Annotated in this window: 25 protein-coding genes; 18 read left to right on the top strand and 7 right to left on the bottom strand. The window is 57.3% G+C overall.

What is annotated here, in order from left to right:
- Positions 1-5: 5 nt before the first annotated feature.
- The gene (locus QEP11_RS10975; RefSeq protein WP_284336689.1) at positions 6-395 is read right to left on the bottom strand and encodes a hypothetical protein; all 390 of its coding nucleotides are present in this window, start codon (positions 393-395) and stop codon (positions 6-8) included.
- A gap of 96 nt (positions 396-491) precedes the next feature.
- Between QEP11_RS10975 and QEP11_RS10980 the strand changes: the two genes are divergently transcribed.
- Positions 492-2,186 carry a sensor domain-containing diguanylate cyclase gene (locus QEP11_RS10980; RefSeq protein ID WP_284336690.1) on the top strand — a complete coding sequence of 565 codons (1,695 nt, stop codon included), beginning with the start codon at positions 492-494 and terminating at the stop codon, positions 2,184-2,186.
- A gap of 65 nt (positions 2,187-2,251) precedes the next feature.
- Here the strand turns inward: QEP11_RS10980 and dcd are convergent, their stop codons facing one another.
- From dcd to QEP11_RS11000, 4 genes are all read right to left on the bottom strand, one after another.
- The gene (gene dcd, locus QEP11_RS10985; protein ID WP_284336691.1) at positions 2,252-2,818 is read right to left on the bottom strand and encodes a dCTP deaminase; all 567 of its coding nucleotides are present in this window, start codon (positions 2,816-2,818) and stop codon (positions 2,252-2,254) included.
- A gap of 187 nt (positions 2,819-3,005) precedes the next feature.
- A complete protein-coding gene (gene guaD / locus QEP11_RS10990) occupies positions 3,006-4,304 on the bottom strand; it encodes a guanine deaminase (RefSeq protein WP_284336692.1) in 1,299 nt (432 codons plus the stop codon).
- Positions 4,305-4,481: 177 nt separating this feature from the next.
- A complete protein-coding gene (locus QEP11_RS10995; RefSeq protein ID WP_284336693.1) occupies positions 4,482-5,588 on the bottom strand; it encodes a BMP family ABC transporter substrate-binding protein in 1,107 nt (368 codons plus the stop codon).
- A gap of 914 nt (positions 5,589-6,502) precedes the next feature.
- The gene (locus QEP11_RS11000) at positions 6,503-8,329 is read right to left on the bottom strand and encodes an ATP-binding protein (RefSeq protein ID WP_284336694.1); all 1,827 of its coding nucleotides are present in this window, start codon (positions 8,327-8,329) and stop codon (positions 6,503-6,505) included.
- A gap of 421 nt (positions 8,330-8,750) precedes the next feature.
- Between QEP11_RS11000 and QEP11_RS11005 the strand changes: the two genes are divergently transcribed.
- Positions 8,751-9,101, top strand: a complete 351-nt coding sequence (locus QEP11_RS11005) for a hypothetical protein (RefSeq protein WP_284336695.1) — start codon at positions 8,751-8,753, stop codon at positions 9,099-9,101.
- Between the two features lie 304 nt (positions 9,102-9,405).
- Here QEP11_RS11005 and QEP11_RS11010 read toward each other — a convergent pair whose 3' ends face one another.
- Positions 9,406-10,404, bottom strand: a complete 999-nt coding sequence (locus QEP11_RS11010; RefSeq protein WP_284336696.1) for a phage portal protein — start codon at positions 10,402-10,404, stop codon at positions 9,406-9,408.
- Positions 10,404-12,260, bottom strand: a complete 1,857-nt coding sequence (locus tag QEP11_RS11015; RefSeq protein WP_284336697.1) for a terminase large subunit domain-containing protein — start codon at positions 12,258-12,260, stop codon at positions 10,404-10,406. Before QEP11_RS11015 ends, QEP11_RS11010 begins: the two co-directional genes overlap by 1 nt.
- Positions 12,261-12,419: 159 nt before the next feature.
- On the opposite strand from QEP11_RS11015, the gene QEP11_RS11020 reads away from it, so the two are divergent.
- The 16 genes from QEP11_RS11020 (at position 12,420) to QEP11_RS11095 (ending at position 21,885) form a co-directional block, all read left to right on the top strand.
- Positions 12,420-13,247 carry a GPO family capsid scaffolding protein gene (locus QEP11_RS11020; protein WP_284336698.1) on the top strand — a complete coding sequence of 276 codons (828 nt, stop codon included), beginning with the start codon at positions 12,420-12,422 and terminating at the stop codon, positions 13,245-13,247.
- 41 nt (positions 13,248-13,288) lie between these two features.
- Complete coding sequence (locus QEP11_RS11025) at positions 13,289-14,305, top strand: phage major capsid protein, P2 family (protein ID WP_284336699.1); 1,017 nt, start codon at positions 13,289-13,291, stop codon at positions 14,303-14,305.
- A gap of 60 nt (positions 14,306-14,365) precedes the next feature.
- A complete protein-coding gene (gene gpM / locus QEP11_RS11030; protein ID WP_284336700.1) occupies positions 14,366-15,244 on the top strand; it encodes a phage terminase small subunit in 879 nt (292 codons plus the stop codon).
- A 114-nt stretch (positions 15,245-15,358) separates the two neighbouring features.
- On the top strand, positions 15,359-15,838 hold the full coding sequence (locus QEP11_RS11035) for a head completion/stabilization protein (RefSeq protein WP_284336701.1): 480 nt from the start codon (positions 15,359-15,361) through the stop codon (positions 15,836-15,838).
- 2 nt (positions 15,839-15,840) lie between these two features.
- A complete protein-coding gene (locus QEP11_RS11040) occupies positions 15,841-16,053 on the top strand; it encodes a tail protein X (RefSeq protein ID WP_284336702.1) in 213 nt (70 codons plus the stop codon).
- A 29-nt stretch (positions 16,054-16,082) separates the two neighbouring features.
- A complete protein-coding gene (locus QEP11_RS11045) occupies positions 16,083-16,538 on the top strand; it encodes a hypothetical protein (protein ID WP_284336703.1) in 456 nt (151 codons plus the stop codon).
- The gene (locus QEP11_RS11050) at positions 16,535-17,110 is read left to right on the top strand and encodes a glycoside hydrolase family 108 protein (RefSeq protein WP_284336704.1); all 576 of its coding nucleotides are present in this window, start codon (positions 16,535-16,537) and stop codon (positions 17,108-17,110) included. Before QEP11_RS11045 ends, QEP11_RS11050 begins: the two co-directional genes overlap by 4 nt.
- On the top strand, positions 17,107-17,601 hold the full coding sequence (locus tag QEP11_RS11055) for a lysis system i-spanin subunit Rz (protein WP_284336705.1): 495 nt from the start codon (positions 17,107-17,109) through the stop codon (positions 17,599-17,601). The genes QEP11_RS11050 and QEP11_RS11055 overlap by 4 nt, the downstream gene beginning before the upstream one ends.
- Positions 17,598-18,101: a phage tail protein gene (locus QEP11_RS11060; protein ID WP_284336706.1), complete on the top strand. Its 504-nt coding sequence runs from the start codon at positions 17,598-17,600 to the stop codon at positions 18,099-18,101. The genes QEP11_RS11055 and QEP11_RS11060 overlap by 4 nt, the downstream gene beginning before the upstream one ends.
- Positions 18,094-18,561, top strand: a complete 468-nt coding sequence (locus QEP11_RS11065; RefSeq protein WP_284336707.1) for a phage virion morphogenesis protein — start codon at positions 18,094-18,096, stop codon at positions 18,559-18,561. Before QEP11_RS11060 ends, QEP11_RS11065 begins: the two co-directional genes overlap by 8 nt.
- Positions 18,562-18,592: 31 nt before the next feature.
- Positions 18,593-18,820, top strand: a complete 228-nt coding sequence (locus QEP11_RS11070; protein WP_284336708.1) for a DUF4160 domain-containing protein — start codon at positions 18,593-18,595, stop codon at positions 18,818-18,820.
- Positions 18,808-19,260, top strand: a complete 453-nt coding sequence (locus QEP11_RS11075; RefSeq protein WP_284336709.1) for a DUF2442 domain-containing protein — start codon at positions 18,808-18,810, stop codon at positions 19,258-19,260. The genes QEP11_RS11070 and QEP11_RS11075 overlap by 13 nt, the downstream gene beginning before the upstream one ends.
- 166 nt (positions 19,261-19,426) lie before the next feature.
- Positions 19,427-20,089, top strand: coding sequence for a phage baseplate assembly protein V (locus tag QEP11_RS11080; RefSeq protein WP_284336710.1), 663 nt, complete (start codon positions 19,427-19,429; stop codon positions 20,087-20,089).
- A complete protein-coding gene (locus tag QEP11_RS11085; RefSeq protein ID WP_284336711.1) occupies positions 20,086-20,430 on the top strand; it encodes a GPW/gp25 family protein in 345 nt (114 codons plus the stop codon). Before QEP11_RS11080 ends, QEP11_RS11085 begins: the two co-directional genes overlap by 4 nt.
- The gene (locus QEP11_RS11090; protein ID WP_284336712.1) at positions 20,427-21,344 is read left to right on the top strand and encodes a baseplate assembly protein; all 918 of its coding nucleotides are present in this window, start codon (positions 20,427-20,429) and stop codon (positions 21,342-21,344) included. The genes QEP11_RS11085 and QEP11_RS11090 overlap by 4 nt, the downstream gene beginning before the upstream one ends.
- Positions 21,337-21,885 carry a phage tail protein I gene (locus QEP11_RS11095; RefSeq protein ID WP_284336713.1) on the top strand — a complete coding sequence of 183 codons (549 nt, stop codon included), beginning with the start codon at positions 21,337-21,339 and terminating at the stop codon, positions 21,883-21,885. Before QEP11_RS11090 ends, QEP11_RS11095 begins: the two co-directional genes overlap by 8 nt.

Consider the following 21,885-nt stretch of genomic DNA (forward strand, 5'->3'; position numbering starts at 1 on the left):
TCGCACTAAGGCAAATTAGCGCGCATCATGCCTGTATTTGGGATCTGCGCATGATCTAGCGGCACCAACCCTGCGCCCGCTTCTGGCTGGACCTGCGGCATCACTCCCACTGGCTGACCGGCCCAGCTGGCAGATTGGCTAATTTTTTGCGCATGCGCAGTGTGCACTTCCACAATATCCAAGAATGTGAAAAATTGCCAAACTACCAATCCCAGGCCAAGCACTGCCAAACCCCAACGCAGCAATGGCTTCTGCCTCGACTTTTCAAACTTGTTTGCATCCATAGCAACACTCATAAAAACTTGCCCAAATGCTAGTTTTTTCTTTCTGAGTTGCGATGTTGGCTGCACGCCAATTACATGTAGGAAAAGTTTTCGTTGCCAGCTTGTCAACAAGACAGCGCACTATACGTTCAAAAGTATCTGACAGCGATGGGCCACTGCCGCCACTTCGGAGAACGACCATGCATGACTCTTACGCCCCATTCCCTCATGAGTAAGCGCCTCTCTTCCTCGAGCAGTCTTCGCACGCAAATTGCCTTGGTTTTTGGAGGTTTCACTGCCCTGCTGGCAATTGCTCTGTGTTTGTCCGCCGGTGAACTGCTCAAGCTGCGGCTGCAACAGCAAGCCGCCACCATGCTTGGCATGGTGGCTAGCAATGCAGCCACCTTGCTGCATGAAGAGATTGCGCAGCAAAGTCACAGAACCCAAGTTCTGGCACGTTCTAAGGAGCTATGGGAAAACGGCTTACAAGCACACAGCGTGAGCACCATGCTCAACCGCGTGCAACACATCAATCCACACAATGTCTGGATTGGCGTTGCCAATGCCCAAGGCACCATACTCAACGCCACTGGCGGCATGCTGCAAGGAACAGACGTCTCTTCCCGTCCCTGGTTTCAAGAAGGTTTGAACAGCCCTTTCATCAGCGAGGTGCATCCCGCAAAGCTCCTGGCTGATTTGCTGCCTCGCGGACTTCATGGAGAGCCATTGCGGCTGGTAGATTTCTCGGCTCCCATCTATAGCCCAGATGGCCGCGTTGTAGGCGTGCTCGGTCTTCATACCAGCTGGGATTGGGTTCGCGACTCGGTCGAGCGTTTGTTGCAAGGTGCAGGCCACGCCTTGCAACAAGATATTTTCATCTTTGATCAATACGGTGAATTGATCTACGCCCCCTCCGGGCTCATGTCTCCATATACAGAATTGGGTCAACGCCTCCCGCTTGATCCCAAATCACTGCGTGATGCTGCGGCTGGCGTGCCAGTACAAGCTGTTTGGAAAGACAGAACGCAGCCTTTTCTCACCACTGCCGTCCAGTTGCCCGACAACATCACAGACTTAGACTGGTGGATCGTTGCCCGTCAGCCTATCGAGACTGCATTTGCAGGGGCCAACCGCATTATCTGGCTAGCCTTGGCAATAGGCTTGTTTGTGGGGTTGCTCGCCGCCATTGTGGCCTGGCGATTGGCTCAGCACCTCAGTGAAGACCTCAAGACCCTGGCCTCAGCAGCAGAGCTCTTGCAAGAAGGTGCGGTTCACACGCCCTTGCCTGTCACCGGGGACAGTCGCGAAGTACGACAGCTTTCGCACGCCTTATCCCATATGACCCAAAAGCTGTTGCGTGCGAATGAAGAAATGAAAGAACAGGTGCGCCAGCGCACCAAAGAGCTTGAAATTGTCAACGCAGAATTGCAGCGTCAGGCCAGCACAGATCCCTTGACCAGGTTACTCAACCGACGTGGCTTCGAATCACAAGCGGCCTTGGCTCTGGCCTTGGCGCGACGCAGTGGACGGCCTTTGAGCGCACTGTCATTGGACATTGACTTTTTCAAACGCATCAATGACAGCTTTGGCCACGGCGTAGGCGACCTGGTACTTCAACGAGTGGCACAGGCATTGACCCAACGCACACGGCAAGCGGATCTCATTGCCCGCTTTGGCGGCGAAGAATTCGTGCTGCTACTTCCAGATACCGACGGGGACTCCGCCATGCATCTGGCCGAAACACTACGTCAAAGCATTGCAGCACTGGATATTCCTCCAGTGGGCACTGTCCACATCAGCGTTGGCGTCAGCAGCTTGCGCAGCAAAGATGCAGGCGATATTGACGCCATGCTTCAGCGCAGTGACGAAGCCCTGTACCAGGCCAAGCAGAACGGTCGCAACCGCGTTTGCCGCATGGACTGATGCCTCGCCCACATACACAAAAAAAGCCGACTCCAAGTCGGCTTTTTTGCAAACTTCCAGCGCAATCAAGTGCGTGGCAAGGTCACTCCATGCTGACCTTGGTACTTGCCCCCACGATCTCTGTAGCTGGTCTCACACGGCTCATTGCCCTGCAAAAATAACACCTGAGCACAGCCTTCGCCTGCATAAATCTTGGCAGGCAAAGGCGTTGTATTGGAGAACTCCAGCGTCACATAGCCTTCCCACTCGGGCTCAAAAGGAGTCACATTCACAATGATGCCGCAGCGTGCGTAAGTGCTCTTGCCCAGACACACCGTCAGCACATCACGCGGAATGCGGAAGTACTCCACTGTTCTCGCCAAGGCAAAACTGTTGGGTGGGATGATGCAGTAGTCACCTTCGAAATCAACAAAGCTTTTTTCATCGAAATTCTTGGGATCCACCACAGTGCTGTGAATGTTGGTGAACACCTTGAATTCACGTGCGCAACGAATATCGTAGCCATAGCTCGATGTGCCATAGCTGATAATTTTTTTTCCATCGGCTTCGCGGATCTGGCCGGGCTCAAACGGCTCAATCATGCCGTGCTCTTCCGCCATCTTGCGGATCCACTTGTCGCTCATGATGCTCATGAAGGTGTCCTGTTCACTGAATTTTTTATAGCTGTGTGCACGACCTGATCAAAGACGCTCACACCATCCAGCCATTCGAAGGCTGTTGTTTGAAACAAAGCGCAAAGCCGCAGACAGTACATCAGGTACGGCAAGACGAAGCAACGATGTATCAAAGATGGTGTTGGCGGGTCTACGCGCAATAACGCTATTTTGCTTGAGAGACAAAGGTTCGCTCAATCAAGCGGTCATCTCCGAGCACAATCATGGCAAAAAGCAACTCATCCAGCGAGGTTGTCTGTTGTGTTTTGCGCGCAAGCAAAGGCGTGCATGCAGGGTTGATCACCACAAAATCAGCCTCGCAACCTGGCAGCAGATTACCAACCACACCCGCTAGGCCCAGCGCCTTGGCTGCACCGGCGGTGTGCTGCCACCAAAGGTGACTAGGCTTGAGGCTCAGCCCCTCTTTGCTGTGGTGCTCACGCCCAACAACATAGGCTGCCTGCATGGTTCGGAAAGGAGAAAAGCTCATCCCTCCACCAACGTCACTGGCCAGGCCGTACATAAACCCCGCAGCATCGGCTTTGCGGTAATCAAAGTAACCACTGGACAAAAACAGATTGCTGGTTGGACTGATGGCTGCCGCAGTCTGTGTCTCACGCATCAATGCCCGGTCTGTTTCATCCAACCAAATGCAGTGCGCATACACGGCACGCTCGCGCATCAAACCAAAACGCTGGTAAACATCCAGATAGCTGCGGGCCTCAGGATAAAGATCACGTACCCAGCGAATTTCATCCAGGTTTTCAGAGACGTGAGAGTGAATCCAAACGTCTTGATATTTGGCCGCCAGTTCGCCCGCGCCCTTCAATTGCGCTGGGCTGCTGGTGGGTGCAAAACGCGGGGTGATCGCATAACCTAGCCGATCCATGCCGTGCCAGCGCTGAATCAGCGCTTCGGTATCGATCAAGCCTTGCTCGGTCTCGTCGCGCACCCCATCAGGGCTGTGGCGGTCTTGCAGCACCTTGCCAGCCATCATGCGCATACCGCGCGATTGCGAAGCCGCCATGATGGCATCCACGGATGCAGGATGAGAGGTCGCAAAAGTCAGCGCCGTGGTCACACCATTGCGCAGCAGTTCATCCAAAAAGAATTCCGCCACGCTGTCGGCATATGCACGGTCATGAAACCGAGATTCATGCGGGAAAGTGTAATGTTCCAACCAAGGCAGCAGGCCATCGGCAGGTGCGCCAATCACATCGGTTTGCGGGTAATGAATGTGCATATCCACAAAACCGGGGGCAATCAGCTTTCCCGAAAACTCCACCAGTTCAGTATCGGCCTGCCCTACATACTGAGCTTGAAGCGCTTGCCAGCTACCGGCAGCCACAACACGCTGCTGCCCATGGGCATCCGCTCGGACTGCCAGCAAACCATCGCTGTCGTAAAGCGGGCAGCCATCTTCGGAAAAACGGAGCAATGCACTGCGATAGATGGTGGTGGACATAAGTTCTGGCAATCCCAAAATAATAGAAGTAACGAGCGTTTGGCCCTCAAGGCTTTGGCACGTGTAGCTAGCCCCATACCTGAGACTGCTCGCGCAGCTAACCCCCGATTTTCCAGTGAATGCGCTGTCTGCAGGCTACGTACTTACCGCCCACACAAGCGCTGGCTTTTGTGAAGGCTAGCGCACGCTACCCACCACGCCATGCACCAGCCAATCCATTTGCAGCAATTGCGCATCTGTCAACTGCGTACCTTTGGGAATACGCAACTGGCCGTGGTTGTCGCGCACATCCGCATCCACAGCGTGGAATGGCTGGAGTCTGCCTTGTGCCATCGCTTTTTGGCGTGCCAGCACTTCCTTGCGCACTGCTTCGGGCAAGCTTGGGCCAAAGTGCTCAACCTTCACCATGCCCTCTTTGACACCGCCCCATACATCGCCAGCCTGCCATGAACCGTTTCGCACGGCTTTGGCGCGTTCGGCATAGTAGCTGCCCCAATGGTGGGTTACAGCCAGCAGTTGGGCATCCGGACCGTCCTTGCGCATGTCGGAGTGAAAAGCAATGGCCATCTTGCCCCTCTCTTGCGCCGCCGCCATGACTGCCGTACTCGCCACCTGGAAAGACAGCACATCTGCGCCCTGGTCCATCAAGCTCATCGCAGCATCGCGCTCACGTGCCGGATCAAACCAGGTGTTAAGCCAGATCACTTTGACCTGCGCATTGGGATTGACGCTGCGCATGCCCAGCGCAAACGCGTTCACGCCCTGCACAACCTCGGGAATAGGAAACCCCGCCACAAAGCCAGCCACGCCGCTTTGGCTCATGCGCCCTGCCACAATCCCCGACAGATAGCGACCTTCGTAATAACGCGCATTGGCGGTGGCCACATTGGCTGCTTGCTTGTAACCAGTGATGTTCTCAAACTTCACCGCTGGAAACTCTTTGGCCACGCGCAGCGTAGGCTCCATATAGCCAAAGCTGGTGGTAAAGATGAGCTGGTTGCCCTGCGCCACCAAATCGCGCAACACCCGCTCGGCGTCCGGCCCTTCGGGAACGTTGTCCACCGCCGTCGTATGCACCTTCCCAGGCAAGGCTTTTTCCAACATCAGACGGCCTTCCTCGTGCTGACGTGTCCAACCTGCAGGCAAAACCGGCGTGACATAGACAAAAGCAGCCTTGAGCGGTGGTGAATCTGAGGGGGGGGATTTGAGCGTTGCCGAAGGCTGTGCAAAAGCGGGGGCAATAACGCAGGCGGCCACGAGCGTGGCTGCGAGGTTTTTGTACATGGTGTTCCTCTACATGAGCCAATTTAATCGCCTAGGCTAAAGGCGTTAAGCAAGTTTTTCATCAATAAAAACAATTGCTTAAGCAAAAAACTCTGCTTATCAAAATTCACACAGTCGCCTTACGGTGACAGTTTGGTGACAGTGCAGAGCAAAACTGTCACGAGGGCGTGATTATGAGGGGAAAAAGCATCATTTTTTCTGAGATGCCCAACACACCCTACAAACCGTCATCCACGGCTAAAAGATTGATCTTACTTACCCAGCGGCTTCGTAAAAATTTCTCGTAATTCCCCGTAATTAAGCTAGGCCGTGAAACTGGCGTCAGCGCCAAGCCTGGAGCCATTCAGGCTCCAGCGACCTGCAAGTAATTTGCAGTACACGAAGCGGGCAGGCGCGGTGGGGGCGATGTGGCGCGCCGTGGGGTTGAGAAGGCAATGGTGTGCATCTACTTGAAAAGCGTATTCAGAGACCTAAGAACCCCCGTGTGGATACTCGATCAGGCGCAAAGAACTCCCACAAAAAGGCGCTAGCAGCACCTGTTTGGGATAACAAATCGGTCATTCATCGACTTGCCTGTGCGATGAATCAGATGGGCCGAATATGGGCAAAAGCGATCACACAATGCGATTGTTTAGTAGATCGCTTCAGGCTGCTTGCAGTCGGTCAATCCTGCAAGGTCAATGACTGCTGCTACCCAAAGCAGTCATTGCATTGATTCCTCCTTACAGGTCCGTTATGCACCTCAAAGCAGTCACAGGACTCTGACGAGCTCCGAGTGACAGCTATTGCACGAGTTGAATTGGTGCTGCGACTCAAAGGCGACATTATGGAAATCGAGAAGATGAGGTTTGATTCGTACGTTGCGCAATAGTTCTGATCCAAACACTTCCAAATATGGCAAACTCTGGCACGGTTTACTGGAGCATGTCTCTAATTCTCCGCATCCATCCTACGACCTCACCTTCTGGATCACGGGCATGAATTCGAGCGGCGGTCATCAAAGGGAAGGCCCGCTCTGCTAGCCGAATCTTGGCTGTGCCGTCTTTCATTACGCCGTCGTAATTCTGTGCTGCAGAATACGCCTCTGCGAAGCGTTTTGGAGTTGCTTTGCCATCGACAGGATGGTCGGTGACTTCCACTAATACGTTGAATGCATCATTGATCGCATCGGAATGAAGGTAACTCTCAATTTCATGCTTGATGGTCTGAGCAGCCCAGGAACCATCTCCGCGAGCATTTATCGTTGCGACTGACGCAGCATAGCTAGCGACATCGCCGTCATAGATATGAACTTCTTTTCGGCTAAGTCCGCGTAAGTAGTGCTCATCAACCCAATGCTTTAGGTTCCCCCCCCCGAGCACGATGAAAGCAACTCGGTCATCGTTTTCAAGGTTCGGCAACGAGTTGTCCTCTGCGTGTAGCGCCTTGCTGAGGGCTTTTAATGCGCTAACGTCAGTGGGGCCTTCTAAGCATAGCAATACCTTGACGCGACTGTCAGGTGTCACTCCAAGAGTTTCCGCGACAGCACCGAAGACGTCGGCACCAGCTTGGATAACAGGCTTTCCTGTAGCACCATCCCGAAAAATAAAGCGAATGCTTTCATTTGGAAGCTCGGCGGCAAACCCAGGGCTGTGCGTGGTAAGAACGACCTGACATCCAGATTCCGAAGCGAGGGATTTGAATGATTCAATCAATATCCGTTGGTTATTGGGATGCTGTGCGGTTTCCGGCTCTTCGATTGCGTAGATGATGCTGCGACGGTTACTGGTCTTCAGACGACGTTCCGCCTCAGCCTTAAAAAAACTAACGAGAACCAGCCGCCGGACACCACTACCACGTTTGTTCAGGGGGATGCCGGAATCAGTGTTAAGTCCGATGGAGAACAAGCCAAGCCACTTGGCAGCGGTTGGTGGAGTGAATTCTGGACTCAACTCGTTAGCTAGCCCAGGGTCAATGGTTTTTAGTGCTTCGTGGGTGTTTTTGGCAATTTCCTCAGCCTTTTCTTGGACACGTTGCTGAATCCTTGCTATATCTGCTTGAACTTCGGCTAATGCAGCAGCCACAGCCACTTTCATTGGGCTTTGCACTTCGTCATCGGAGTCCTTACTGCTTCTGTCGCTTTGGAAAAGGGCGAACATTGGAAGGTAGCTTTCGATCTGATCCCAAATTCTCTTTGCGTCTTCCTTTGCTTTACTCACGGGGATGGCGGTTTCTCTGAGCTGCAAATTACCACCCGCAGCCCAAATTGCCTTACGCATTCCAGGATTGCCCTTCAGTGGTACATCCAGCTTCAATTCCCTGACCTTTGCCTGCAGTTCTTTTTCTTTCAGTTCGAGAAGGTTTTGAAAGCCTGCGGCAGAAGGGTGATTGGCAAGCACGAAAATTTCAACCGAAGGCTTCTTATTGCCGCAGTCATAAATTTTTCGAAGCTTTAGGGTTCCAGTGTTCGTCAACAAGTACTCCTCCGCCAGGGATGTTTCAGCTCCAGCGTCGAGGGTTAGCGAATCAGGGAAATCTGTGAATTCACAAGTGATTTCGACCTTTTCAATGCCGCTGTGTACATGCGCATCGCTTTGTTCAATTGAGACTATGCTGTTGTTAAAGAAAATCTCTAAAGCTTCCAGAACCGTTGACTTACCTATGTCGTTTCGCCCGACAAAGGTAGTGAGGTCAGAAAAATCTATATTGATTTCTTCCCTATAACAACGGAAATTGTTAATCGTTACAGTCCTCAAGCGCATTCGTCTCACCCTCATGCATGGTAGATAAAACATTTTTTTACATGTTTATCATCGCACACCCATGAGTCTTGCCAAGGCATGATGGTACGCAACGAAGCTACATATATCCGGTCTCGGCGTACCTATCTGACGGTCAACTCCTGGCCGGAAGCATGCGATCGTCATGGCTCCCCAAAGCTGTCAATCACTAGCAGGAGCAAACTAACTAGCGCCTGCCTTCGGGGGATTGACCGAAATGGCGCTCTCGGCCAGAAGCAGTCTTTCGGACTCTGATCTTCAGGCACCGCCAAAGACTAAGATCAAAATTTTTAGGTGAGCCTAAACGCTGCAACAGCGAATTTGCCTGTGGAGTTGCACACTCATATAGTATTAGGCGAACTAGGCATGCGCATCGCAAGTCTTCTAAATCAAGTTAGCGATCATGCTCTCCTTTGTCGTTCAGTTGCTCGCACCACCGATTTGGTTCGGCATGTGTGCCGCATTGTTGCTTGTGGTTACTCGGGTCTACGTTCGCGGGTTGCTGGTCATCGGTGGCTTTCCTCGTTTGTTTCGGGTTGCCATTGGGGCATTGCTATGGCTCCTGCTCAGTGCAATGGGTGTGGCACCGCTGTTCGGATGGATCGCCGTGACTAAGCTTCATCTGCCCGATCTAATTGAGCTTCCAGCCATGCTTTGGCCTATGCTTTGTTTCGGCCTGTGTTTCGCTGCGATGTATCACCCGATCAAACGGCGTTTGCCTCAGCTTCAAGCCGCTGGCTTCTATCGCAAATGACTGCTAACCCATCCTTACAGTGGACCTGCGCCAGCTACGCTGGCTGGTCCGCTGAAGTCAAACCTTAGTAATTTGGCTGTCTGCTCAGGGTCGATAACGCCACTTCAAATCCCGTGAGAGCGGACATTGCCCCCCCATCTTGGTCACTGTCCGCTACTCACCTGAAACCAGCCTGTGAGGGTTTGCCGAAGATGTACTTGGGGTGGCTGCTATCAGGCTGGAACCGGCTGTTCGGGCAGCCGACATGAGCCGCAGCAATCGCTGCAAAACAGACCTCTTCTGACCATCAAAAGCCTACAACTAATCACCCCTCACCGCCACGCTCCTCCACAAACCTCACCAGCTCCTCCCGTGCCCACTCATTGATACCCATGAACTTGGTTTTGAGCGGCTCAATTTCGTTTTCGATGAACACCTGACGGGCCTCCGCGGCGTTGCCGAAGCCGCCGGTGTTGTTGGGGATGATGCCAAGCAGGCCCGGTGGTACGCGGTGCGCGGCCAGCACGTCTTCCTTGCTGGCGTTTTTAATCGCACTGAAATCATCCTTGGCAGCCACCTCGCTGATTGGAATCAGTTTGAGGCCGTCTGGCTTGCCGTTCGGTGCGTGCACAAACAGGTTGCGGAAGTTACCTGGGCCCTTGGAGCGGCGCAGTTGTTCGCGCAGCTTGTCCACATCGGTGTTGCCCACTGCTGCGTCTGACAGGTACATGATGAAACCTGCGTGACTGCCGTTTTCATAGTAACGGCGGCGAAACATGGTGGCCGACGCATTCAGCATGGAAGCCTGAATGGAGCTGATGTATTCCGGCAACCCATACAGCTCCTGATTGATGTCGTATTCGCGCAGCTGAAACACCGACTCCGGAGCAAACTCGTGTTCTTCCGCGTAGTTGGGAACGTAGAAAAAGCGATCATCTTTGCCGCGCCGCGTGTAGCGGCTCAGTGCATGCTCATAGCGCAGCACACGCCCTGTCAGTGCCCGCCGTTTTTCCAGGTAGCCATTGCCAAAAATCAGAAAGTCCAGCACCCAGGCGCTGAATGTCTCACGCGAAAGCATCGGGTGCGGCACAAAGCGCGATGTCAGCAGGTTGCGTTTCAGGAAAATCGCAGAGCTGTGGTGCGGTGACGCTCGAAACGCATTCGCCAGCCCATCCAGCGGATATGGCGGCTCATACCAGCGCCCATTGAACATAGCCTCCGCATAGTCCAGCAAGCGCATCCGGTCCATGGGCTCTGGCTCACCAAAGGTGAACACCTCCATCTCGCCCACACCCAAGGAGGCCGCTTTGTTCATTGCTTTCATCACTCGTAAATCTCCACAGAAGAATTGCCGCCCAGCACATCACCGGCCAGGTTTTCGTTATCCAGCGCATGCATCACCGCCCAGGCCAAATCCGCATGACCAATGTCATCCGATCGACCGCTGTGATAAGTCACATGCCGCTGGCTCGGGGTCAGCACTTTTTTGATGGCCATGAATGCGGCGGCCACGTCCGTGCATTCATGGTCCATTTGCAACCGCCCTTTGGTGATGACATGCTGCGCCTTGAGTACCAGACGAGACTTGAGCGCCAGGTCATAGTGGTACGCCCGTGCCTGCGGGTAAAACTTGATGACGTGCTGGTACACGCCATGTCCCATGCCCGTGGTGTCCATCCCCATAAAGGCCACGTTGTACTGCTCGGTAATGCTGTAGATGTATTTCGCCTGGTCCTCATAGTCCACAGCGCGAAATTGCTGACGATGCAGCAGCCGGAACTTGCCTCCAGGCACTTCCGGTGGAGCGATCACCACCAGGGCGGCGGTGTCGCCGGTATATGAGGGGTCATAACCCACCCACACAGGCTTGCGGGCAAACGGGCGCTGTGCCAAGGGCTTCCAGTCATCGGCCCACTCGACCCACGCATCCACCATGCACGACTGCATGGCAGCCAGCGTGAAAATCGAATTGCTATCGTCGATGAACTCGCAGTCAAACAGATTGGCGTATTCGTCCGCTGGGTACTCATCCTGCAGCTCTTCCAAGTCCACCAGGTTGAAGCCCTGGCGCACTGCATCCTCCATCGTCACAATCTGACGGAATCGCCCGTCCGCACAGCGCATGCCTGCAGCCAGCGCCCTGTGGCTCACATCCAGCTGCAAATGCTTGGACTGGTCTCGCCCCTTGTTGCGATCCTGCCCCGTCCAGAACGCATAGGCTTCATGGCTCTTGGCAGATGGCGTTGAAAAGTAAGTCCGGCGCCAGTGCTTGTGCGTGGCCATGGCACTTGCCACCTTGTTGAGCACCTTGAAGTTCCCTGCCCAGAAGAACTCATCAAAATAAAAGTCCCCGCTGCGCCCTTGCGCCGTGGCCGCATTGGTACCCAGAAAATGCAGCTCTGCGTTGTTCCAGAGCATGATGGGGTCACCGCTCAAGTCCACATCCACTTCACGCGCAAAAGCAATCATGTAGTTCTTGAACTGGTGCGCCTGGGCCTTTGATGCAGACAGAAAAATCTGATTGCGGCCTTCCGTGATAGCGCGAATCAGTGCTTCCCGTGCAAAGTACCAAGTCGCCCCGAGTTGCCGGGCTTTAAGTAAGATTCGGATACGTTCCTGTTGCGCCTCAAACCAACGGTTCTGGTACACGAAATTGCCCGCGTGGAAGATTTCCACCAGCTGGTCAATTTGCTCCTGCGAAAACTCGTTGCGCTTGGGCTTGCGCTTGGGAGTGGCATTGCGCCGGGCAATATTGGGGTTGAGGTCACCCTCCTTGCCACTGTCCTGGTAGCGCTCAATGCGGGCTGTGCGCTCCAGCTGACGGCCCAGCAGGTCAATCTCTTTGAAGTCTCCCCCGGTCTTGCTCTCTCGCATGATGAGTTGCACCAAGCGCAGCTCCAGCGTGCCGTTCACACGCTCCAGCGGCTTGGCTTCGTCCCATTTCTCGCTCTTGCACCAGCCGTAGACCGTGCTGGCAGGCAGGCCCAGGTGCTCGGCAATCAGCTTGATGCGCCAGCCCGTCCAGTACATGTGCCGCGCCACGGTGCGCGGCTGGGAGCCATCGGCCAGCGCAGCTACTTGGCGTGCGGCGCCATCAACATGGGCTTGCGCGGCCAGCAGTGCGGCTAAGTCCGGCTGCATATCAACCGAGGCTTGTTGTGGTGTGATCGTTTCCTGCATGGCAGGAAGTGTTCCGGGGGCACTGGCAACGCTCCAGCGCCCGAATCCGTCACCTAAACCGCCACAACAACCTCTGCTTGAGGGCCGCTGCACCGCTACGCACCATGAAGTCTTTGCAATCCACCAAGACTTTCACCCACCACAGCGAGGCCCTGCCCCATGCCCAAGAAAACCCGGTTTTTCCGCGTAGCCGTAGAAGGTGCCACCTCTGATGGCCGCACCATCGACCGTGAACTACTGCTGCAAATCGCCAAGAACTACGACCCCAAGGTCTATGGCGCCCGCATCAACCTCGAACACATCCGCGGGCTGAACCCCGCTGGGGACTTCCGCGCCTATGGCGATGTACTGGCCGTCAAAACCGAAGAAGTGGATATCGGCGGCAAAAAGAAGCTGGCGCTCTACGCCCAGATCGATGCCACCGATGAGCTGATTGACCTGAACAAACGCCGCCAGAAAATCTACAGCTCCATTGAAATTCGCCCCAGCTTTGCCGACACCGGCGAGGCTTATTTGGTGGGCATGGCTGTCACCGACAACCCCGCCAGCCTGGGTACCGAAATGCTGCAGTTCGCAGCCCAGAACCCCAACGCCAACCCCTTCAAGCTGCGCAAAGAACACCCCGATGACTTGTTCACCGCCGCCGAGCCCGTGGCGTTGGAGTTTGAGGACGAAGCTGACGCCGGGGCGCTTGAAAAGTTCAAGGCCAAGCTGACAGCAGCCATGGCCAAGTTCACCGGCAAAGGCGCTGCTGACGACGCCCGCTTTGACGTCGTAGCCGAAACCATGGTGCAAATGGGTGACAGCTTTGCAGCGCATGCGGGCCATGTTGCCAAACACCAGGCCACCACTGACCAAGCCCTGGCCACCTTGCGCTCTGACGTTGAAAAGCTCCAGACGCAATACGCCCAGCTCGACACCACCGAACTCCCTACCCGGCGCCCCACTGCCAGCGGCGGCAACGGTGACGTGCAAGCCGACTTCTAAGCCGCACCCATCCGCCCCATCACACACCAAAGGATTTCATCATGCGTAACGAAAGCCGCATTGCATTCAACAAATACCTGGACCGCGTAGCCACTCTCTCTGCCGTTGCCCTCGGCGACACCGACAAAACTTTCTCTGTGGCGCCCAGCGTGCAGCAAAAGCTGGAAACTGCCGTGCAGGAGTCCAGCGAGTTCCTGAGCAAAATCAACATCGTCTCCGTGGATGAACAGCAAGGCCAAAAGCTGGGTCTGTCGCTGTCTGGCCCCGTTGCCAGCCGCACCAATACCGCCACTAAAGAGCGCCAGACCCGCGACCTGACCAGCTTGTCCGCACGCGGCTACCACTGCCAGCACACCGACTACGACACCCACCTGACCTACGCCAAGATCGATGCCTGGGCCAAGTTTCCAGACTTTCAGGTGCGCATCGCCAAAATGCTGGCCCAGCGCCAGGCGCTGGATCGCATCTGCATCGGCTTCAACGGTACTTCGATTGCCGCAGACACCGACATTGCTGCCAACCCGCTGCTGCAAGACGTCAACAAAGGCTGGCTGCAAAAACTGCGTGAAGAAGCCCCCGAGCGTGTCATGGCAGAAGGCGTCAAGCAAGCGGGCAAGCTCCTGATCGGCAGTGCTGGCGACTACAAGAATCTGGACGCCGCCGTCTTTGATGCCCGCGAGCTGCTGGACCCCTGGCACCGCAACAACCCCAATCTGGTGTGCATCCTGGGCTCCAAACTGCTGCACGACAAGTATTTCCCGCTGGTCAATACCGATCAAGCCCCCACCGAAACCCTGGCCGCAGACATTGTCATCAGCCAAAAACGCGTGGGCGGTTTGCAGGCCGTGCAGGTGCCGTTCTTCCCGGAAAACGGCATGTTCATCACCACCCTGGACAACCTGTCTGTGTATTGGCAGCTAGGCAGCCGCCGCCGCCACATCGTTGAGAACCCCAAACGCAGCCGCGTTGAGGACTACCAGTCCAGTAACGACGACTACGTGATCGAAGACGTAGGACAGGCCGTGCTGCTGGAAAACATTGAACTAACCACGGACTAAGCCACCCGGGCCGCTTGCCAGCAGCGGGTGGCCCGCCCTTCACCCTCACCGGAAACGACCATGGCACTCACCCCCGCCCAACGTCACCGCGCCCGCGTGCTGGCTGAAAAAGCCCAGGCGGAAAGCCCCTACGGCATCGAGCTAAAAGGCAGCGCCTATGAACTCATGCTGGCCAAGCTGGCCACCGATAAACGCGCCCTCAAATCCATGCAGTCGGTGCAGCTCAAGCGCGAAGCCAAGGCCCGCATGCTGCCTGACTACCTGCCCTGGATTGAAGGCACGCTGTCTACAGGCCAAGGTGGGCGCGACGATGTGCTGACCACTGCCATGGTGTGGGCCATAGATGCGGGTGCCTACGGTCTGGCGCTGCGCATGGCCAGCTACGTGATCCAGCACAGTATGCCGCTGCCCGACCAGTACCAGCGCACCACCGCTACCCTGGTCATGGATGAATTCTCCGACGCCTACCTGCGTGGGCAGTGGCACCCCTTGCGCCCACTGGTGGATGAAGACGGTCACACCACTCTGGTGGCAGACGCCACCCACCCCGCCGAACACCTGAGCGCTGCCGCTGCCATCACCGAAGGCAAGGATGCGCCTGACCAAGCCCGCGCCAAGCTGTGCAAGGCCACGGCCTACGCCATGCTGGGCAAGGTGCAAACCGCAGAAGAAGCACCCCTGGACGAACTGCCTGCCGACACCCTGGCTGGTGCCCTGGCGCTGCTGATGCAGGCCCTGCACCTGGATCCCATGTCTGGCGTCAAAAAAGACATTGAACGCATCACCCGCAAGCAGCGTGCCAAACAACAGACAAACGAGGCGCAGGAAGTGGTGGATGTAGCTCCTGTGGAGCCTGTCAAGCCAGCTGCAACACCACCAGCCCGCAAAACCACTAGCCGCAAAGCGCCTGCCAAATCGGCAAGCAAGGTGCGGCGCTAACCGAGCACACCCCGTGCCGGGCGGCTTGCAGGGCCGCGCTGGGCTTTGGCCCTGGCAACGTCCTGCAACCACCGCCCACCCTGGCACTGACTGAACAAATCGCCATTGAACATCATGTCCCTGCAAACCATCATCATTCCACAGGCAACCACTGCGCCGCCACCGAAGAGCAGTCTGAATGCAGGCTCCTTCTGGCCGGTTATTTCCATGGAGCTGGTGCGCGTCAATGTGGCGGTTGACGCCAGCGTCACTGCGCAGCGCCTTGAACATGCTGCCATCGCAGCCATGAGCAACGTGATTGACCAGCTCACCGCCTGGGCTGCAGAGCAGCAGGCCAAGGGTTACACAACGCTGGCCCAGGTTCCATGCGTTCACATCAACGACGCAAGCCTCCAGGTTCTACGCTTTGAACGCGCTGTTTATGCATACGCCAAGGCTGATCTGGCAGAGCGCTACGCCGATGCAGATGCCACAGGCCGCGCTGAACGGGGCGAGGAAGGCCGACGCCTGCAAGCCGACGAATACCGCCGTGATGCCCTGCACGCTGTGCGCGACATCCTGGGTCAGCCCCGCATGACCAGTGAGCTGATCTAGCCATGGCATTCACCGTGCGTACCCAGCAAGGCGACACCGTGGATCTGCTGTGCCTGCGGCACCTGGGCCAGACAGCGGGCGTCACCGAAGCCACCTACGCATTGAATCCCGGCCTAGCTGCACGCGGACCGATGCTGCCTTTGGGCCTGCTGGTGCAGCTGCCAAACCCGCCAACCGCCCCCACCGCAAGCCACATCGTGAAGCTATGGGACTGACACACACACCACCACCAAACCACTGCACCATGGCTGAACCTACCTCCACCGCCGGCACATTTGCTGGTTACAAGATTGCCCTCTTTTCCTTGCCCATCGTTGCCAGCCTGATTGCCTTCTGGCTGGGGCTGCGCTTTGTGCCCCTGCGTGATGATGACCCGCGCAGTGACCTGCTGGGTCGCGTGCTGGCGTGCCTTGTCAGCGGCTTTGTGCTGGGCATACCTGCGCTGGTGCTACTCATGCAGCATTGGCCCGGCATCTTCGATGCGGGCGTGCGGCTGGCCACCTTTGCGCAGCTGCCCGACATTGCTGGTTTTTTTGTCATCACAGGCTGCGTGTTTGTGGTGTCTTCCATCCCTGGCCCCTGGATCATGGCTGCGGTCTTTCTGTGGCTCAAGCGCAGCGAAGGCAAGACCATCACCGAGTTTGCGCAAGAGGTGCGCAATGACATCCGTGGCAGCAACGCACAGGAGCCCAAGCCATGAGCGCCATTGAATACATCAACGACCTGATCGAGCGCGAAGGCGGCTACGTCGATGACCCGCAAGACAGCGGCGGTGAAACCAAATACGGCATCACCGTGGCCACCGCCCGCGCCTACGGCTACCAGGGCCCTATGCGCGACCTTCCCCGCGCAACAGCACAAAGCATCTACCTGCGCCGTTATTGGGTGGAGCCAGGTTTCCACAAAGTGCATGAGCTGTACCCTGCCCTGGCCGACTGCCTGTTGGATTTTGGTGTGCTGGCAGGCCAGAGCACCGCTAGCCGACACCTACAGCGCGTGCTGAATGTCCTGAACCGCAACCAGGCAGACTACCCCGATGTTGTGGCCGATGGCCGCATCGGCACCCTCACACTGTCCGCATTGCGCAGCTTTCTGACCAAGCGTGGCAGCGAGGGGGCGGGTGTGCTGTTTGGCATGGTGGTGGCCCAGCAGTCCAACTACCTGCTGGAGCTGGCCGAGCGCCGCCCCAAGGACGAAAAATTCCAGTACGGCTGGCAGCTCAACCGTGCGCTGGGCGAGTTCATGGGCGGCAAGTCCTTTTTACCCGCATGAACGCCGCCACCCTCATTCCCATGCTGGCCCGCCTGCTGCTGCCGCTGGCAGCGGTGGCCATCCTCTACGGCGTGGATCAACGGGCAGAGCAGCGCGGGCGTCTGGATGAACAAGCCAGACAAGCTGCGCAGCATGCCGATGTGCTCTCCCGCAACATCCAGCAGAGCAACCGGCTTGCCGGTGTGCTGGGTCAATTCATCGAGCAACACCAGCAGGAGCAATTCAATGCACAAGAAGCCGTCGCCCGCCTGGGCACTGATTTGCGCAGCGGCGCTATCCGCCTGCACGTCCGCACCACCCACGCGCCAAGCGCCGGGGGCAACACCGACCGTGCCGCCGCTGGGACTGTCCAAGCGCACACCGAACTTGACCCAGCAGATGCTGCAGCGCTTCTCCACATCACCGCCCAAGGCGACGATGCCATCCGCGAACTCAACACCTGCATTGACCGCTACCACGCCGTCCAGCAAACCCTGAGCGCAACACCATGAACAAGCCCAGCGCATTGCGTGAATATTTGCGCCGCTGCATTCCGCAGCTGGCCACCGATCCGCAGCAACTAAAAATCTTTGTGGAGCGCGGCAACATCGTGGCGCGAAGCGGGGAATCGCTGTCGTTTGAGTACCGCTTCACCCTGCGCATTGTGTTTCTCGACTTTGTGGGCAGCCTGGATCTGTTGGCCATCCCGCTGCTGGCGTGGCTGTCCACAAGCCAACCTGACCTGCTGCAAAACAAGGAAAAGGCCAGCAAAGCCCTGCGCTTTGAGGCAGAGCCACTGTCCAATGACAAGATGGACATCGTGGTCGAAATCGACCTTACGGAATCCGTGATCGTGGCCGAGTCCACAGACGCTGCTGGCCGCCGCCTGACTGCCACGCACAAGGGCGAAGTCATCCATCCGGCTCCTTACGCCACAGGGGATTACAGCCTCTACCTGGGCGACAAAATCGGGGCCGAGTGGCATATCACACAGGATGCTGCCCATGGCTGACCCACTGCAAGAGCTGGCCGCCTGGGCGCAGCCTTTGCTAGAAAAGCTGCAACCCCAGCAGCGACGGGCAGCCATGCGTGACGTGGCCCACTACCTGCAGCGCAGCCAGATGCAGCGCATTGCCAGCCAGCAAAACCCGGACGGCACGCCTTACGAGCCGCGCCGCCCCCGTGCACAGCTGGCCGATAAAAGAGGGGCCATTCGCAAACAGATGTTCATGGGCCTGCGCAAAGCGCGCAATTTGCCGCGTGCCGCCAGCGCAGACATGGCCAGTGTGGGCATCAATCCGCGTGTTCAAACGGTGGCCCGTGTCCACCACCTGGGCCTGCGCGACCGCGTAGACCGCAGCAAGCCCCATAGCCCCGAGGTGCAATACCCACGCCGTGAGCTGCTGGGCTTTTCTGATGCAGACCTTCAAGCCGTAGAAGACATCCTGCTGCAACACCTCGTGGAAGCTTGAAGTATAGAAATAATTTCTATACAATTTAGCAATGTCAACCAAACAACGCTTTCGCAACAAATATCGATTGGAATTGCGTGAGCGTGACCACCTCCCACCCCATGTGCATCTGACGGGAGGAGGGTTGGACATACTGATCAACCTGGAGACACTGGACCACACTGGCGACTGTGAACGTTCCTTGCTCGATGAAGTGCTGGCGTGGGTGAAAGACAACCAGCCAGCACTGTTAAAGGAGTGGAAAAAATGGCATCCATGAAACGCCCCCGATTTGCAGCACTCAAGGCTCTACCCAACCACCGGTTGCGCATGACCTTTATCAACGGCACAGAGGCCACGGTAGATTTCACCCCCTTCTTCGCACAAAGCCCGGCGCTTGCTCCACTGCGTGATCCCAAGGCCTTTGCCAAAGTCTGTATTGCAGAAGATGAGGGATGGACTGCGGAATGGCCTGAGCTCGACATTCAGATCGGTGCCGACACACTGTGGCTAGATGCTCAAGCGCAAAACGCGCCTGATGAAAACACGCGCATCTTCGCGCAATGGCGCGCGCGCCACGGCCTATCACTGGTCAAAGCTGCAGAAGCACTGGGCATGACCACCCGCACCATGAGCGCCTATGGCTCCGGTACGCACCCGGTGCCTCGCTATATCGCCTTGGCCGTCAAAGGCTGGGAAGCCGAGCACGCACGTGGGTAAACGCAAAAACTTAGAACCAGGGGCGTTTTATGCACCCCTGGTTCTATGCAGCTAAAACAGCTTAAGTAGTTTGAGTGGCTTGCCAACGCATTAATAACCGCCGTTACCAGCCCCGCCACAACAGCCAGATGCTGCGCCGCAAAGACTGTCGCGGCACATTGGCTGCATGCCCCTCTCCGACCCTTCCCTTGCCATTTCCGAGCTGCAACGCCTGCTGCACAACGTCGTGCGCGTGGGCGTTATCAGCGAGGTAGACCACGGCGGCCCAGGCCAGCCCGCCCGCGTGCGGGTATCCATTGGCGACCTCACCACAGACTGGCGCCCCTACCACGAATGCCGTGCCGGTGGCACCACCACCTGGAGCCCGCCCACCGTGGGCGAACAAGCCACCGTGCTGTCACCCAGCGGCGACCTGGGCGCTGCCGTTGTGCTGGTGGGGCTCAACAGCACCGGCCACCCTGCCCCCAGCAACAGCCCCAGCCAAACGGTCACCCGCTACCAGGATGGCGCTGTGGTTCAGTACGACCATGCTGCACATGCCCTGCAGGCCACGCTGCCAGCCGGTGGTACCGCTACGCTGAAAGCCCCAGGCAGCGTCACCATTGACAGCCCGCAAACCACCATGACCGGCCACTGCCTTGTCCAAGGCTCCCTGATTTACCAGGGCGGCATGAAGGGTAGCGGCGTGGCCCAGGGCGCCAGCGGATCGGCACAAATCGAGGGCACGCTGCGCACCACCGAGGATGTGGTGGCGGGCAGCATCAGCCTGCGCAGCCACCGCCATATAGGTGTGCAGGAAGGTGGCGACACCAGCGGAGGCCCGCAATGATGGATGCCCACACAGGCCGCCGCATCAGTCTGCGTGCCCACATCAGCCAGTCCATTGCCGACATTCTGAGCACGCCCATTCAGTCGCGGCTCATGCGCCGTGGATACGGTAGCTATATCCCCAAGCTGATTGACCAGCCCATGACGCCCGCCAACATCCTGCGCCTGCAGGCTGCCACGGCCCAGGCCATCATGAAATGGGAGCCCCGCACACGGCTGCGCCGTGCAACGCTGGCAATGGATGCCACTGGCCGCGCAGTGTTGCAGATTGAGCGTGTGGATCAAGGGCAGGCCACGGTCATGCGCCAGTCCGTCACATTGACTGGAGGGCTGCAGGCATGAGCAACGCGCAGATCATCGACATGAGCAAACTGCCAGCACCTGCTGTGGTGGTTGTGCCTGACTTTGAATCCATCCTGGCCGAACTCAAGGCTGACATGATTGCGGCCATGCCCCAGGCACAGCGTGCCAGCATAGCCGCCACGCTGCAGCTGGAGTCAGAGCCGCTGACCAAGTGGCTGCAGCGCTTGGCCTACCAACTCGTGGTTGAGCGCAGCGACCGCAATGACAGCGCACATGCCGTCATGCTGGCTTATGCGCGAGGCAGCGACCTGGATCAACTCGCCGCATTCTTTGACGTGCAGCGCCTGACCATTCAGGCCGCAGACCCCGGCACATTGCCGCCCACCCCTGCGGTGATGGAAGCTGATGATGCATTCCGGGAGCGCATCCAGATGGCGCCGCGTGGCTATAGCGTGGCGGGCCCTGTGGGTGCCTACGTATTCCACGCCAAAACCGCCAGCGGACAGGTGCTGGATGCTGCGGCCACCAGTCCCACGCCGGGCACTGTCATCGTGTCGGTACTGTCCCGCCAGGGCAGCGGTGTACCCGATCAAGCCTTGCTCGATGTGGTGGCTGCTGCCATCAACGCAGAAGACGTGCGCCCGCTGACAGATCAGGTCATCGTTCAAGCTGCAGGCATTGTTCCTTACAAGATTTCCGGGAGCATCTACACACTGCCCGGCCCAGACTCTTCCAGCGTTCTTGTCACTGCCCGCCAGCGCATCAACGACTACGCCGATTCCATGCACCGCATCGGGCGCATGCCCACGCTGTCGGGCATTTACGCCGCGCTGCACATCGAAGGTGTAGCCCGCGTGGAACTGACAAGCCCCACCGCTGATGTGTTGGTGGGTGCAACGCAGGCCAGCTGGTGTACAGCCATCGACATCAACTACGGGGGCACCATTGGTTAACTCCCTTTTACCCCCCAACGCCACCGCGCTGGACCGTGCGGCGGAGGCAGTGCTGACCAAGCACTTGTCTGCCATCGAGCAGCCGCACCGTGGGCTTTGGAACCCCGATACCTGCCCGCTGGAGCTGCTGCCCTGGCTGGCATGGAGTCTGGGCGTGGAAGCTTGGCGCAGCGACTGGCCTGAGCACATCAAGCGCGCCATCGTGCGCAATGCCATTCAAGTGCAGCGACTTCGCGGCACTGTCAAAAGCGTGCGCGACACCGTGGCCGCATTCGGCGGCGCAATCAGTATCCGGGAATGGTGGCAAACCACGCCCAAGGGCACGCCCCATACGTTTGAGCTGGTTTTCACCATGACCGGCAATGACGGTGTGCAAGCCAGCGCTGAATTCGTGCAAGACGTCATGGCCGAAGTCTCCCGCGTCAAACCCTTGCGCTCTCACTTCACTTTCATTCAGGGCATTTCTACATCGGCATCCACAAAGCTTGTAGCCGTGGGCCGCACCGTCAACTACGCACGGCTGGATATGGCTGTGCAGTAA

Source organism: Comamonas halotolerans (assembly GCF_030162935.1).
In the GTDB taxonomy this organism is placed as follows: Bacteria; Pseudomonadota; Gammaproteobacteria; order Burkholderiales; family Burkholderiaceae_C; genus Comamonas; species Comamonas halotolerans.